This window comes from Comamonas sp. DB36 (assembly GCF_057914905.1).
This window is the reverse complement of the sequence record NZ_CP196631.1, coordinates 4,303,401-4,316,605: the sequence shown is the minus strand read 5'-3', so window position 1 is coordinate 4,316,605 and position 13,205 is coordinate 4,303,401. Positions and strand designations below refer to the sequence as shown.

The window sequence follows — 13,205 nt, the reverse complement described above, 5'->3', positions numbered from 1 at the left end:
CCTTCAGGTGGGGTCGGTCAGTTCGGTGGCAATGCGCACTTCGCCCGTGAGCAGCTTGTGCACGGGGCAGGCCTCGGCGATCTGCAGCAGGCGGCTGCGTTGGTCAGCGTCGAGCGGGCCTTCGAGCGTGATGCTGCGCGCGAGCTCATTGCCGCTCGCGGGTTTGCCGTCGGGGTTGAGCTGCAGCACGATATGCACGGCCTGCAGCGGCCATTGCTTGCGCTGGGCATACATCTGCAGCGTGACGGTGGTGCAGGCGCCCAGCGCCGACAGCAGCAGCTGCATCGGGCTGGGCGCGCTATCGCCGCCGCCGAGCGCGGCGGGTTCGTCCGCGTGCCAGCTGTGACCCGAGGGGTCGGTCAGCGTGACGCGGTAGGGCAAGGTAGTGCTGGCGGAAAATACGCTATCGGCCATGGATGAGCTTTCTTTCAAGCAAGGCGCGGCCTTGCGGATGGTGCAGGGGCAGGCCTGAGCATAGTCGCTGTCGGTGGCTTCGAAGAAGCGTATGGCTGACAAGGCGCGTCGCGCAAAGGCGTTAAATTGATCGCTGAATCCATTCCTGGGTCCGTGCCAGCCGTTGCATCTGCATGGCGCGCTCGGACCCGGCGCTCTTCACCTCTTTCAGGAGATTTACATGACCACTCCCACCACTGCACCTGGCGTTGCCTTGCCCGAGCACTTCCAGGCGCGCATCGTTGGTCTTGTTCAGCACCGTGTCGGAGACGGCGCCCTCGAAGACATTCCCCTGGGCCAGACGGTCCAGGTAGATACCGCGCTGGCGAGCCTGGTGGTGTCGTGGGAATCGGAAGGCCAGCCCGTGACGGTCACTCTGGCCAAGGACGAATTCGAGCTTTATGTGTCGCAGGGCGCGATCGAGCTCCACGGGGTGACTCCGGCGGCCGTTGTCGCCGCAGTCAATGCCGAGGCCGAAGCTTGAGGTGATTGCCATGCCTGCGTTAGATGAAAAGCCCCGCAAGGGGCTTTTTTGTTGTCTGCCGCCAGCCGTTGGGGCAGGTTGGCGGGACAGGCGCAGGGGCCGTTCTCCGACATACCGCCGGCGATGCGATGGCTAGAGTGGGAGCTTCACCCGTTCACCAGGAGATGCATATGGCCGACAACACCCATCCACGCGAAACCCTTTGGAAACTGGTCAAGGGGATTCGCTTCGCGATGATCACCCACCGCCACGAAGACGGCACTCTGCAGGCCTGCCCCATGACCATGGCCAACAAGGAAGGCATGGACGAGCATGTGAACTTCTACTTCCTGCTGGACAAGAAGACCGATCTCGCGCATTGCGTCACGCGCGACGCCAACATCCAGATCAGCTTTGCCGATCCAGGCGCAGACAGCTATGTCTCGATCAGCAGCAATGCGCATCTGAGCGAAGACCGCGTGCTCAAGGAAAAGCTCTGGTCCACGGCCGCCCAGGCCTGGTTCCCCGGCGGCGTCGACGACCCCAACCTGACGGTGCTGGTCGCTCCGGTGACCGCGGCTGAGTACTGGGACGTGAAGGAAAACCAGCTGGTGCAGCTGTTCAAGATGGCCAAGGCCGCTGTCACGGGCGAGCAACCCAAGGGCATGGGCGAGCACAAGACCATTCGCATGTAAACCTGCTCGAGGCGCGTCGTCGGCTGCTGCCGGTCGCGCCGCCCGGGCTGCGGACAAGAATTCCGCGGCCGGGAAGATAGTTTTTCTATCAAATGATCGTAGCAAGCAGCGGTTTATTTATGCAGATGCCCATGCCTACACTGGGGCATGAACTGCATTGCCGCTGCCTCAACCCCCCTTTTTCCTGCTGATTTGCCGGCGCGCGCCGGCCATTTCGTGCGATGCGATGGCATCGACTGCCTGCGCCTGCAGGAGGGCAAATGAGCGTCTGCGGCACGCCGCTGCCCAACAGTGGCGCGCGCGGCCGGCCCGCGACATCGGCGCCTGCGGGTGCCTGCGATGCGCACATGCACATCCTCGACCCGCGCTTTGCGCATGTCGCCGCGGTGCTGCCCCAGGCGACGGTCGCTGACTACCGCCGCATACAGGCCCTGAACGGCACCAGCCGCACGGTCGTCGTCCAGCCCCGGCCGTTCGGCACGGACAACAGCGTGACGCTGGATGCGATTCGCCAACTGGGCAGAGATTGCACCCGCGGCGTGGCCGTGGTGCGTCCCGACATCACCGATGCCGAGCTGCAGGCGCTGCACGACGGCGGCATACGCGGCATACGCTTTTCCCTGCATACCGCGGTGCATGCGGCCGTGGGCTTCGAGATGGTGGAGCCGCTGGCGCAGCGCGTGCACGCCTGGGGCTGGCATCTGCAGCTGCATTGGAGCGCCGACCAGCTGCTGGCCCATGGACCGATGCTGCAGCGCCTGCCCACGCCGCTGGTCTTCGATCATCTGGGACGCCTGCCGCTGCCTCAGGGCACGGCGCATCCGGCGTTTGCGCTGATCCGCAGCCTGCTTGACCAGGGCCGGGCCTGGGTCAAGCTGTCCGGCGCCTACCTCGACACGCGCCGGCCCCACGGCCAGGGTTATGCCGATACCGATGCCGTGGCGCGCGCCTGGGTGCGGGCCGCGCCCGAGCGCCTGGTCTGGGGCAGCGACTGGCCGCACACCACCGAGACCGAATGCAAGCCCGATGACGCCGAGCTGTTCGACCTGCTCGCGCATTGGAGTGGCGATGAAAAAGTGCGCCAGCGCGTACTCGTCGACAACCCGGCGGCGCTCTACGGCTTCGGCCCCGTCTGACCGACCCGGATTTCCATACCTATGAAGGAGACAACCATGTTCAACCAATCCCCCTTGCTGCGCGGCCGCCGCGTTCTCGTCCTGGCCGCCGCATTGCTGCCGCTGGCCAGCTGGGCCGCCTGGCCCGAGCGGCCCATACGCATGGTCGTGCCGTACTCCGCGGGCGGCGGCGCCGACAACACGGCGCGTATCGTGGCCCAGCGCATGGGCGAGATCCTGGGCCAGCCGGTGGTCATCGAGAACAAGCCCGGCGCGGGCGGCGTCATTGGTGCGGACAGCGTGGCCAAGGCCTTGCCCGACGGCTATACCGTTCTGTACGATGCCTCGGCCTTCGGCGTGAACGGCGCGCTGCGCAAGCTGCCCTACGATCCCATGAAGGATTTCATCCCGGTATCGCTGGTGGCGACGGCGCCGCAGATCCTGGTGGTCGGCAACAACAAGCCTTACAAGACCGTGGCCGAACTGGTCGCCGCGGCGAAGCAGTCGCCGGGCAAGCTGACCTATGCCTCGGCCGGCGCCGGCACCGGCTCCCACCTGGCCGCGGAAATGTTCAACGACCAGGCCAGGATGGAAACGCTGCATGTGCCCTACAAGGGCGGCGCGCCCGCGCTGACCGATGTGATGGCCGGCCAGGTCGACATGTACTTCGGCAATGCCGCGTCGACGCTGCAGTACCTCAACGGCGGCAAGCTGCGCGCGCTCGCGGTGAGTTCGCGCAAGCGGGTCCAGGGCCTGGACAACGTGCCCACGCTGCGCGAGAGCGGCATGCCCGAGTTCGAGGTGCTCGAATGGAATGGCATCTTCCTGCCGAAGAACACGCCCCGGGACATCGTCGAGCGCCTGGGCAAGGCCACGCGCGAAGCCGTTGCCGACGCCGGCGTGCGCGAGCGCCTGATGCGCGCCGGCCTCGATCCCGTGGGCAACAGCGCCCAGGACTTCACCGCCTTCATCAAGGCGGAAAGCACGCGCTGGCAAGGCGTGGTCAAGGCGCGCAACATCAAGCTGGACTGATACGACCAGGCGTGCGGCGGGCGCCGCGCCCGCGCTGCCGGCCTTATTCGACGCGTGCGCCGGACACGCGCACCACATTGCCCGCATTGACCCAATCCCTGGCCAGCAGCTGCTTGAAGCCCGCGGGCGTGTCGGTCGCGGCTTCGGCGCCGAGCTTGCGCACGCGCTCCTGCACCACCGGGTCGGCCAGCACCTTGTTGACCGCGGCGTTGATCCTGTGCACTTCGGCTGCGGGCGTGCCGGCCGGAGCCAGCAGCCCGTACCAGGTGTCGAACTGGAAGCCCGCAAAGCCCGATTCGGCCACCGTGGGCAGGTCGGGCAGGAACGGCGAGCGCTTGGGACCCGTGTAGGCCAGTAGTTGCACGCGCGGGTCGTCCTTGAAGGCGATCAGGCCCGTGGTCGCGGCCGTCACGCCCTGCACGCGGCCGGCAAGCAGCTCGCGCACCGCGTCGCCGGTCGACTTGTAGGGAATGTGCTGCTGCTCGACGCCAGCCTGTGCCAGGAACGAGGCCATGCCAAGGTGCGATGCGCTGCCGTTGCCGGCCGAAGCGTAGTTCCAGGGCGTGGGGCTGGCCTTGGCGGCCGCGACCCATTGCGCCAGCGTGCGTTCCTTGCCCGCGGGCGCGGCAATCACATAGCCAGACGACGCGACCAGGGCCACGGGCTCGAAGTCGTTGACCGGGTGAAAGCCCAGCTTGGGATACATGTAGCCCGTGAAATGGTGGCTGGCGGCGGCCATCACCAGCGTGTTGCCGTCGGGCTTGGCGCGCGCCACGCCCTGGGTGCCAAGGGTGCCGCCCGCGCCGGGCTTGTTCTCGATGACGATGCTCGCCTGCAGTGCCTGACCCAGCTCGTTGCTGAACGCGCGCAGCACGGTATCCTGCACGGCGCCCGCGCCGAAGGGCACGACGATATGGATGGTGCGGTCGGCCGCATGGGCCAGACCCGCCAGACTGACGCCCCAGGCGAGGGCAGTGGAAGCGAGAAGGCGGCGGCGGGTCGGGGAAGACAGATGCATGGGGGTGAGACGGTGGGTAGCGGACGGCCAAGCCGTTGAACCAGCCAGTCTATGGACGCGCACTTATGCGGCCAACGCATTCTTTCGCATGAGCAAATGCGCAAAACGTTCTTGGCCCATGAAAAAAGGCGCCAGCCCCTCACGGGACTGGCGCCTTTGCTGTTCTTTGCACTCGTCAGTGCAATGAACGCTCTTGCTTCTTACTTCGAAGCCACAACGCGCACCATTTCCAGGCACTTGTTCGAGTAGCCCCATTCGTTGTCGTACCAGCTCACGACCTTGACGAATGTCTTGTCCAGCGCGATGCCGGCTTCGGCGTCGAACACCGAGGTGCAGGACTCACCGCGGAAGTCGGTGGCAACCACCTTGTCTTCGGTGTAGCCCAGCACGCCCTTGAGCGCGCCTTCGGACTGGGCCTTCATTTCGGCGCAGATTTCGGCGTAGGTGGCTTCGCTGTTCAGTTCAACGGTCAGATCGACCACCGACACGTCGGAAGTCGGCACGCGGAACGACATGCCCGTGAGCTTCTTGTTCAGCTCGGGAATCACCACGCCCACGGCCTTGGCGGCGCCAGTGCTCGAGGGAATGATGTTTTCCAGGATGCCGCGGCCGCCGCGCCAGTCCTTGTTCGACGGACCGTCGACGGTCTTTTGCGTTGCCGTGGCAGCGTGCACGGTGGTCATCAGGCCGCGCTTGATGCCCCACTTGTCGTTGAGCACCTTGGCCACGGGGGCCAGGCAGTTGGTGGTGCACGAAGCGTTGGAGATGATGGCTTCGCCGGCGTAGGTCTTGCAGTTCACGCCGAACACGAACATCGGGGTGTCGTCCTTGGAAGGAGCCGACAGAATGACCTTCTTCGCGCCTGCGTCGAGGTGCTTTTGTGCAGTTTCCTTGGTCAGGAACAGGCCCGTGGCTTCGATCACGATGTCGGCGCCGACTTCATTCCACTTCAGGGCGGCGGGGTCGCGTTCCTGCGTCAGGCGGATGGGCTTGCCATTGACCACCAGAGTGTTGCCTTCGACGGCCACGGTGCCCTGGAAACGGCCATGCACGCTGTCGTACTTGAGCATGTAAGCCAGGTAATCGGGTTCGAGCAAGTCGTTGATGGCGACGATTTCAATGTCGCTGCCAAAGTTCTGCACGGCGGCGCGGAACACCATGCGGCCGATGCGGCCGAACCCGTTGATACCTACTTTGATGGTCATATTTGCCTCTTGAAGTGAAATGACGAAAACCTGTTACTGGACGATTACTTCTTCTTCTGCTGGCGCAGCACGGCCTGGACCGTTGCCGCGACATTTTCCTCGGTGAAGCCGAAGTGCTTGAACAGCACGCCCGCTGGCGCCGATTCGCCGTATGTGTCGATGCCGACCACGGCCGCGCAGCCGTACTTCCACCAGAAGTCGGTCACGCCCATTTCCACCGCCACGCGCGGCAGGTTGGCGGGCAGCACCTTGGTCTTGTACTTGACGTCTTCGCGGTCGAAGGTCGTGGTGCTGGGCATGGAAACCACGCGCACGGCGATCTTCTTGGTGGCCAGCAGCTTCTGCGCGGCCAGCGCCAGCTGCACTTCCGAGCCGGTGGCGATGATCACGGCCTGGGCGGCCTGCGTCAGGCCGATGTCGGCGGGCTCGCTCAGCACATAGGCGCCGCGGCTGATGTCGCCGGCGTCGCGCTTGCGCGCATAGGCCAGGTTCTGGCGGCTCAGCAGCAGGGCCGTGGGCTTGTTGCGCTGCGACAGCGCGGCGCTCCAGGCGACCGCGGTTTCGGTGGTGTCACCCGGACGCCAGACGTCCAGGCCGGGGATCAGGCGCAGGCTCGCGGCGTGCTCGATCGACTGGTGCGTGGGGCCGTCTTCGCCCAGGCCGATGGAGTCGTGCGTGAACACGTGGATCACGCGCTGCTTCATCAGCGCGGCCATGCGGATGGCGTTGCGGCTGTAATCGCTGAACGTCAGGAAGGTGCCGGCGTAGGGGATGAAACCGCCATGCAGCGCAATGCCGTTCATGATCGCGGCCATGCCGAATTCGCGCACGCCGTAGTTGATGTGGCGGCCACCGACGCCGTACTCGTTCTTGACCACGTTGCCCAGGTCGTCGAAGCGCAGCGCGGGCGTGCTCTTGGTGTTGGTCAGGTTGGAGCCGGTCAGGTCGGCCGAGCCGCCGAGCATTTCGGGCAGGGACGCGGTGAAGGCTTCGAGCGCCATCTGGCTGGCCTTGCGGCTGGCGACGGTCTCGCCCTTGGCGATGGTGTCGACCACGGTGTTGACCGCGACCTGGGCGAAGTTCTTCGGCAGGTCACCGGCCATGCGGCGCGTGAACTCGGCCGCGAGTTCGGGGTAGGCCTTGGCGTAGGCCGCGAACTTCTTGTTCCAGGCGGCTTCGGTCTTGGCACCGGCGGCCTTGGCGTCCCAGTCGCCATAGACGTCGGCCGGGATTTCAAACGGCGTGTGCGACCAGCCCAGCGCCGCGCGCGTCAGGCCGATTTCCTCGCCACCCAGGGGTTCGCCGTGGGCCTTGGCGGTGTCCTGGCGGTTGGGCGAGCCCTTGCCGATGCTGGTCTTGCAGATGATCAACGTGGGCTTGGTCGCGCTTTGCTTGGCGTGGGCGATCGCGGCGTCGACGGCGCCGACGTCATGGCCGTCCACGGGGCCGACCACGTTCCAGCCGTAGGCTTCGAAACGCTGGGCGGTGTTGTCGATGAACCAGGGAGCGACCTGGCCGTCGATCGAAATGCCGTTGTCGTCGTACAGCGCCACGAGCTTGTTGAGCTTCCAGGCACCGGCAAGCGCCGCGGCTTCGTGCGAGATGCCTTCCATCAGGCAGCCGTCACCCATGAATACATAGGTGTGGTGGTTGACGATTTCGTGGCCCTTGCGGTTGAACTCCGAAGCCAGCAGCTTTTCTGCGAGCGCGAAGCCCACGGCATTGGTGATGCCCTGGCCCAGCGGGCCGGTGGTGGTTTCCACGCCCGGGGTCACGCCCACTTCAGGATGGCCCGCGGTCTTGCTGTGCAGTTGGCGGAAGTTCTTCAGCTCGGTCATCGGCAGGTCGTAGCCGGTGAGGTGCAGCAGCGCATAGATCAGCATCGAACCATGGCCGTTCGACAGGATGAAACGGTCGCGGTCGGCCCAATGCGGGTTGACCGGGTTGTGCTGCAGGTGGCGGCTCCACAGGGCTACGGCCATATCGGCCATGCCCATGGGGGCGCCGGGGTGACCGGAGTTGGCTTGTTGAACGGCATCCATTGCGAGTGCGCGGATCGCATTCGCCATTTGTTGAGTGTTGGCCATCAGGGCGCTCCGAAAAAGGAGGGTGTTTGTCAGGGGAAGCCGGATATTTTAAGCGGCAGCCCGTTTTGAGCCGTATCGCGGGGCAATGCACTACAGTGCAGCCCATGGTCAAACCCTTGACCGGCCTGCATTTTCGGAGCTTTCAGCGCATGTCTTCTGTCTCTTTTTCCGTGCCTTCGACGGCGGTCCCGCCCTCTGTCGCAGCCGCGCTCCAGCCGCCCGCGATGCTGCTGGCCGCGGGCCGCGGCGAGCGCATGCGGCCGCTGACCGATCACTGCCCCAAGCCGCTGCTCGAAGTGCAGGGCCAGCCGCTGCTGCAGTGGCATCTGCAGGCGCTTGCCGCTGCCGGCGTGCCGCGCGCGGTGATCAATACCGGCTGGCTGGGCGCGCAGATTCCGCAGCGCCTGGGCAGCGTGTTTGACGCCCCCGGTGTGCAATTGCCACTGGTCTATTCCGATGAAGACCCGTCGGGCCAGGGCTCGGCGCTCGAGACCGCGGGTGGCATTGCGCGCGCGCTGCCCCGGCTCGGCCCGGTGTTCTGGCTTGCGGCCGGCGATGTGTTTGCGCCCGACTTCAGGTTCGATGCGGCGGCGGCTGCTGCTTTCACGGCCAGCGACCAGTTGGCCCACCTGTGGCTGGTGGCCAATCCCGAGCACCATCCCCAAGGCGATTTCGGTCTGTCCGAGCAGGGCCTGGCGCTCGATCTGCCCGAAGGCGACCCGCGGCCGCGCTGGACCTACAGCACGATCGCGCTGCTGCGTGCCGAACTGTTCAGCGCGCCCTGGTGCGCGATTCCCGCAGGCAACCCCGCGGGCGAGCGCGCGGCGCTCGGACCATTGCTGCGCCGCGCCATGGCTGCGGGCCGGGTCGGCGCATCGGTGTATTCGGGCCGCTGGACCGATGTGGGAACGCCCGCGCGCCTGCAGCGCCTGAACGCGGCCTGAGCTTGACACGGTTGCCGGCATCCGGAATCGCCGGGTTCTTGTAGGAAAAACCTGATTTCAGAGGAGGCCCGCTGCACGCTAGATTGCAAATAGTGGTCAAACCGTTAATTTAGGGGATACATTTACAAGCAACTGCGCAGTACGATAGCCGGCATGATCTCTGTTTATGCCCAACGCCGCGCGCGCCTGGCTGCCCAGCTGGGCCCCCAGGACGTGGCCATCATCCCCACTGCACCGGTGCGCGCGCGCAACCGCGACACGGATTTTCTCTACCGGCATGACAGCTATTTCTACTATCTGACCGGATTCACCGAACCCCACGCCTGCCTGGTGCTCAAGGGCGATGGTCAGAGTACGCTGTTTTGCCAGCCCAAGGACCTCGAGCGCGAAATCTGGGACGGCTATCGCCTGGGCCCCGAAGGCGCGGTCGCGACGCTGGGCGTGGACCAGGCCTTTTCAAGCAACGAGATCGACACCCGGCTGCCGCGCCTGCTGGACAACACCGAGTGCGTGTGGTTCCCGTTCGCCACCCACACCGGACTCGCCGCGCAGGTCGAGACCTGGTTGTCCCAGGTGCGCAACCGCGTGCGCATGGGCGTGCAGTCGCCGACCCACCAGGGTGATCTGTGCGCGCTGCTCGACGAAATGCGCCTGGTCAAGGACGCGCACGAGCAGGACATCATGCGCCGTGCGGCGCGCATCAGCGCCGGCGCCCATGTGCGCGCCATGCAGCGCTCGGCGCGCATGCTGCGTGCGGGCGAGGAAGTGCGCGAATACCACCTTGACGCCGAGTTGCTGCACGAATTCCGCCAGCATGGCTCGCAATACCCGGCCTATGGCTCCATCGTCGCTGCGGGCGCCAATGCCTGCGTGCTGCATTACCAGGCCGACAAGGCGCTGGTGCGCGCCGGCGAACTGGTGCTGATCGATGCGGGCTGCGAACTCGACGGCTACGCCAGCGACATCACGCGCACCTTCCCCGCCGATGGCAAGTTCACGGGCGCGCAGCGCGCGGTCTACGACCTGGTGCTCGCGAGCCAGGAAGCGGCCGTGGCGGTCACGCGCGCGGGCCGACGCTTCAGCGATCCGCACGATGCGACGCTGGCCGTGCTGTCGCAGGGTCTGCTCGACCTGGGCATCCTCGACGCGAGCCGCGTGGGCACGGCCCAGGACGTGATCGAGACGCGCGCCTATTTCCCGTATTACATGCACCGCACCGGCCACTGGCTGGGCATGGACGTGCATGACTGCGGCAGCTACATCGAACCCGGGGCCCAGGATACCGGCCCCGCACGGCGCGACCCGCTGACGGGCGAAACGCTGCGCCAGCGCCCCAGCCGCATTCTGCGTGCGGGCATGTGCACCACGATAGAGCCGGGCCTGTATCTGCGCGCCAGCGCCGAGCTGCCCGAGGCGTTCCACAATATCGGCATCCGCATCGAGGACGACGCCATCGTCACGGAGGAGGGTTGCGAGCTGATCACGCGCGATGTGCCCGTGAAGGCCGATGAGATCGAAGCGCTGATGCGCGATCTGGCGTGAACCATGCCAGCACCGGCACACGCCACGGCATGTGCTTCCATTTTTCTTGACTGCTCCCATGTCCGACGCTTCCAGCTCGCTTTCCGCACCACCGCGCCTTCAGTGGCGCATTTTCACGGTGCTCTGGCTGTTGGGAATGCCCGGCATGTCGGCCATGGTGTGGTCCATCGTTCCGCATTGGCGCTATGCCCAGCCCGTGCCGCCGCCGTTTGGCCAGCCGGGTGTGGGGCTGTTGCTGGTGCTGTCATCGGTGCTGGCACTGGCCGTGGGCATGGGCGTGGTGCTCGCGCCGCGCGTGGGGCTGGCGGCGCCGATTCTGACCACCTGGGTTGCGGGGCGCTCGCCACGCGAGGCGCTGCGCCGCCTCTGGCTGCCGGGCGTGGCCGGAGGGGTCGCGGGCGCGGCCTGGCTGGTGACGCTGGCGATTGCCTGGCCGGAGAGCGTCAAGGCGGCTGAGCCGCTTTACACCATGCCGCTGCTGGCCAAGCTGCTCTACGGCAGCGTGACCAACGAACTGCTGGTGCGCTGGGGCATGCTGGCCTGCGTGTTCTGGGGGGTCTGGCGTCTTGCGGGGCGTACCGATGCACCGCCGTCTGCGACGCAGGGCTGGGTGGCGGTGATCCTGTGCTCGCTGCTCTGGGCCGCGACGCACTGGCTGCTTGCCTGGTGGCTGCTCGGTCCCCTGCCGGGTCTGCTGCTGCTGCATGTGTTGCTGGGCAAGCTGGTCTATGGGCTGATGGGCGGCTTCCTCTGCTGGCGCTTCGGCCTCGAGGCCGCGATCCTGGCCCATGTGCTGACCTATGTGATGTCGCATGGGCTGATCGGCCCGGTGCTGTAGGCCTTGCGGGGGCTTGCCCCCCAAGCGACCACACGAAGTGGGCAAGCGTGGGGGCCGGGTTTTGCCGCCGGGCCGCCCCAAGGCAAAACGAGATGGGGGGCATTGCCCCCCAAGCGCAGCTACGCGTAGCGAGCAAGCGTGAGGGCGTTATTTCGTACCCGGTATGTAACCGCTTCCGTGTGAGAATGGAAATCCGATCCCTCTCCCGCGAAAGCCTTATGACCAAGCCGTTGACCCGCGCCACGAAGATTGTTGCCACCCTGGGCCCCGCCTCGAGCGATCCCCAGCTGCTAGAGCGCATGGTGCGTGCCGGCGTCAATGTGGTGCGACTGAACTTCAGCCACGGCACTGCACAGGACCATATCGACCGCGCCACGATGGTGCGCGCCGCCGCCCAGCGCGCGGGCCGCGAAGTGGCCATCATGGCCGACCTGCAGGGCCCCAAGATCCGGGTCGGCAAGTTCGCCGAAGGCCGTGTGATGCTCGAGCCCGGCGCGTCGTTTGTGCTCGACGCTTCGCGCACCGAACCCGGCGATCTGCAGGGCGTGGGCCTGGACTACAAGGAGCTGCCGCGCGACGTGAAGGCCGGCGACCTGCTGCTGCTCAATGACGGCCTGATCGTGCTGACCGTGGACTCGGTGCGCGGCGAAGAGGTGCACACCACCGTCAAGCTCGGCGGCGAGCTGTCCAACAACAAGGGCATCAACAAGCAGGGCGGCGGCCTGACGGCGCCCGCGCTGACCGCCAAGGACATGGAAGACATCAAGACCGCGATGGGCTTCCAGGCCGATTACGTGGCCGTGAGCTTCCCGAAGAACGCCACCGACATGGAAATGGCGCGCCAGCTGTGCAACGTCGCGGGCTCGCCCTGGCGCCACAAGCCCGGCCTGATCGCCAAGATCGAGCGGGCCGAAGCGATTCCCCACCTCGAAGACATCCTGCGCGTCTCCGACGGCATCATGGTCGCGCGCGGCGACCTGGCGGTCGAAGTCGGCAATGCGGCCGTGCCCGCGCTGCAAAAGAAGATGATCCGCATGGCGCGCGAGATGGACAAGGTCGTGATCACGGCCACGCAGATGATGGAAAGCATGATCACCAACCCCGTGCCCACGCGCGCCGAAGTCAGCGACGTGGCCAATGCCGTGCTCGACGGCACCGACGCCGTGATGCTCAGCGCCGAAACCGCCGCCGGCAAGTACCCGCTGGAAACCGTGGAAGAGATGGCGCGCATCTGCACCGCCGCCGAAGCCGCGGAAGACGTCGAGCGCGATGCCGATTTCACCGGCCGCACCTTTGGCCGCATAGACCAGAGCATCGCCATGGGCGCGCTGTTCACGGCCCATCATCTGGGCGCCAAGGCCATCGTGGCCATGACCGACAGCGGCTCGACCGCGCTGTGGATGAGCCGCCGGCGCATCCACATCCCGATCTACGCGCTCACGCCCAAGGTCCACACCCAGCGGCGCATGGCGCTGTACCGCAATGTGCGCCCGCTGCTGATGGACACCTCGGCCGACCGCGACACCGCGCTCGAGCAGGCGGAAGCCCACCTCAAGGCGCGCGGCATCGTGCAGCAAGGCGATGTCTACGCGATCACCTGCGGCCTGCCCATGGGCCAGCCCGGCGGCACCAACATGCTGCAGATTTGCCGCGCGAGCTGAGCCCGGCCTGACTAGCTCGACATCGACGCCACTGGTGCGGGTTTTTCAGTCGGGATAAAATCCCGGGTTACACAGCGGTTACGGCCGCTTGGCCCGGGCTCCTGCCGTGGCGCGGTGCGGCCGCGCGCGACAGGCGCTGGCTGTTTACCCAC

12 protein-coding genes are annotated in these 13,205 nt (G+C 66.3%); 8 read left to right on the top strand and 4 right to left on the bottom strand.

Going from position 1 to position 13,205, the window contains the following annotated elements:
* Positions 1 to 3 precede the first annotated feature (3 nt).
* On the bottom strand, positions 4 to 414 hold the full coding sequence (locus ACSVDO_RS20200; protein ID WP_332540064.1) for an OsmC family protein: 411 nt from the start codon (positions 412 to 414) through the stop codon (positions 4 to 6).
* Between the two features lie 220 nt (positions 415 to 634).
* Between ACSVDO_RS20200 and ACSVDO_RS20195 the strand changes: the two genes are divergently transcribed.
* The 4 genes from ACSVDO_RS20195 to ACSVDO_RS20180 all read left to right on the top strand — a co-directional run bounded on the left by ACSVDO_RS20195 (position 635) and on the right by ACSVDO_RS20180 (position 3,758).
* Complete coding sequence (locus ACSVDO_RS20195; RefSeq protein ID WP_489594273.1) at positions 635 to 937, top strand: hypothetical protein; 303 nt, start codon at positions 635 to 637, stop codon at positions 935 to 937.
* A gap of 170 nt (positions 938 to 1,107) precedes the next feature.
* Positions 1,108 to 1,611, top strand: a complete 504-nt coding sequence (locus ACSVDO_RS20190; protein ID WP_332540062.1) for a pyridoxamine 5'-phosphate oxidase family protein — start codon at positions 1,108 to 1,110, stop codon at positions 1,609 to 1,611.
* Between the two features lie 260 nt (positions 1,612 to 1,871).
* Positions 1,872 to 2,747, top strand: coding sequence for an amidohydrolase family protein (locus ACSVDO_RS20185; RefSeq protein ID WP_332549739.1), 876 nt, complete (start codon positions 1,872 to 1,874; stop codon positions 2,745 to 2,747).
* A gap of 36 nt (positions 2,748 to 2,783) precedes the next feature.
* A complete protein-coding gene (locus ACSVDO_RS20180) occupies positions 2,784 to 3,758 on the top strand; it encodes a tripartite tricarboxylate transporter substrate binding protein (RefSeq protein WP_489594270.1) in 975 nt (324 codons plus the stop codon).
* Between the two features lie 43 nt (positions 3,759 to 3,801).
* On the opposite strand, the gene ACSVDO_RS20175 is transcribed toward ACSVDO_RS20180, so the two are convergent.
* The 3 genes from ACSVDO_RS20175 to tkt all read right to left on the bottom strand — a co-directional run bounded on the left by ACSVDO_RS20175 (position 3,802) and on the right by tkt (position 8,068).
* The gene (locus ACSVDO_RS20175) at positions 3,802 to 4,776 is read right to left on the bottom strand and encodes a Bug family tripartite tricarboxylate transporter substrate binding protein (protein WP_489594268.1); all 975 of its coding nucleotides are present in this window, start codon (positions 4,774 to 4,776) and stop codon (positions 3,802 to 3,804) included.
* A 200-nt stretch (positions 4,777 to 4,976) separates the two neighbouring features.
* Positions 4,977 to 5,981: a type I glyceraldehyde-3-phosphate dehydrogenase gene (gene gap / locus ACSVDO_RS20170; RefSeq protein WP_332540039.1), complete on the bottom strand. Its 1,005-nt coding sequence runs from the start codon at positions 5,979 to 5,981 to the stop codon at positions 4,977 to 4,979.
* Positions 5,982 to 6,025: 44 nt separating this feature from the next.
* A complete protein-coding gene (gene tkt, locus ACSVDO_RS20165) occupies positions 6,026 to 8,068 on the bottom strand; it encodes a transketolase (protein ID WP_489594265.1) in 2,043 nt (680 codons plus the stop codon).
* A gap of 224 nt (positions 8,069 to 8,292) precedes the next feature.
* Here tkt and ACSVDO_RS20160 point away from each other — a divergent pair, with 224 nt between their 5' ends.
* From ACSVDO_RS20160 to pyk, 4 genes are all read left to right on the top strand, one after another.
* Positions 8,293 to 9,012, top strand: coding sequence for a nucleotidyltransferase family protein (locus tag ACSVDO_RS20160; RefSeq protein ID WP_489596453.1), 720 nt, complete (start codon positions 8,293 to 8,295; stop codon positions 9,010 to 9,012).
* Positions 9,013 to 9,165: 153 nt separating this feature from the next.
* Entirely contained in the window at positions 9,166 to 10,554 is a 1,389-nt protein-coding gene (locus ACSVDO_RS20155; protein WP_332540037.1) for an aminopeptidase P N-terminal domain-containing protein, read from the top strand.
* 58 nt (positions 10,555 to 10,612) lie between these two features.
* Positions 10,613 to 11,392 (top strand): abortive infection protein, encoded by a 780-nt coding sequence (locus tag ACSVDO_RS20150; protein ID WP_489594263.1) that lies wholly within the window; start codon positions 10,613 to 10,615, stop codon positions 11,390 to 11,392.
* Positions 11,393 to 11,610: 218 nt separating this feature from the next.
* Positions 11,611 to 13,053, top strand: coding sequence for a pyruvate kinase (gene pyk, locus ACSVDO_RS20145; protein ID WP_332549411.1), 1,443 nt, complete (start codon positions 11,611 to 11,613; stop codon positions 13,051 to 13,053).
* Positions 13,054 to 13,205 lie beyond the last annotated feature (152 nt).

Bases quoted from the DNA above. Each gene is read 5' to 3' on its own strand.
- pyk (WP_332549411.1), top strand. From the start codon at position 11,611: ATGACCAAGCCGTTGACCCGCGCCACGAAGATTGTTGCCACCCTGGGC.
- ACSVDO_RS20190 (WP_332540062.1), top strand. From the start codon at position 1,108: ATGGCCGACAACACCCATCCACGCGAAACCCTTTGGAAACTGGTCAAG.
- gap (WP_332540039.1), bottom strand. From the start codon at position 5,981: ATGACCATCAAAGTAGGTATCAACGGGTTCGGCCGCATCGGCCGCATG.
- ACSVDO_RS20195 (WP_489594273.1), top strand. From the start codon at position 635: ATGACCACTCCCACCACTGCACCTGGCGTTGCCTTGCCCGAGCACTTC.
- ACSVDO_RS20180 (WP_489594270.1), top strand. From the start codon at position 2,784: ATGTTCAACCAATCCCCCTTGCTGCGCGGCCGCCGCGTTCTCGTCCTG.
- ACSVDO_RS20155 (WP_332540037.1), top strand. From the start codon at position 9,166: ATGATCTCTGTTTATGCCCAACGCCGCGCGCGCCTGGCTGCCCAGCTG.
- ACSVDO_RS20185 (WP_332549739.1), top strand. From the start codon at position 1,872: ATGAGCGTCTGCGGCACGCCGCTGCCCAACAGTGGCGCGCGCGGCCGG.
- tkt (WP_489594265.1), bottom strand. From the start codon at position 8,068: ATGGCCAACACTCAACAAATGGCGAATGCGATCCGCGCACTCGCAATG.
- ACSVDO_RS20150 (WP_489594263.1), top strand. From the start codon at position 10,613: ATGTCCGACGCTTCCAGCTCGCTTTCCGCACCACCGCGCCTTCAGTGG.
- ACSVDO_RS20200 (WP_332540064.1), bottom strand. From the start codon at position 414: ATGGCCGATAGCGTATTTTCCGCCAGCACTACCTTGCCCTACCGCGTC.
- ACSVDO_RS20160 (WP_489596453.1), top strand. From the start codon at position 8,293: ATGCTGCTGGCCGCGGGCCGCGGCGAGCGCATGCGGCCGCTGACCGAT.
- ACSVDO_RS20175 (WP_489594268.1), bottom strand. From the start codon at position 4,776: ATGCATCTGTCTTCCCCGACCCGCCGCCGCCTTCTCGCTTCCACTGCC.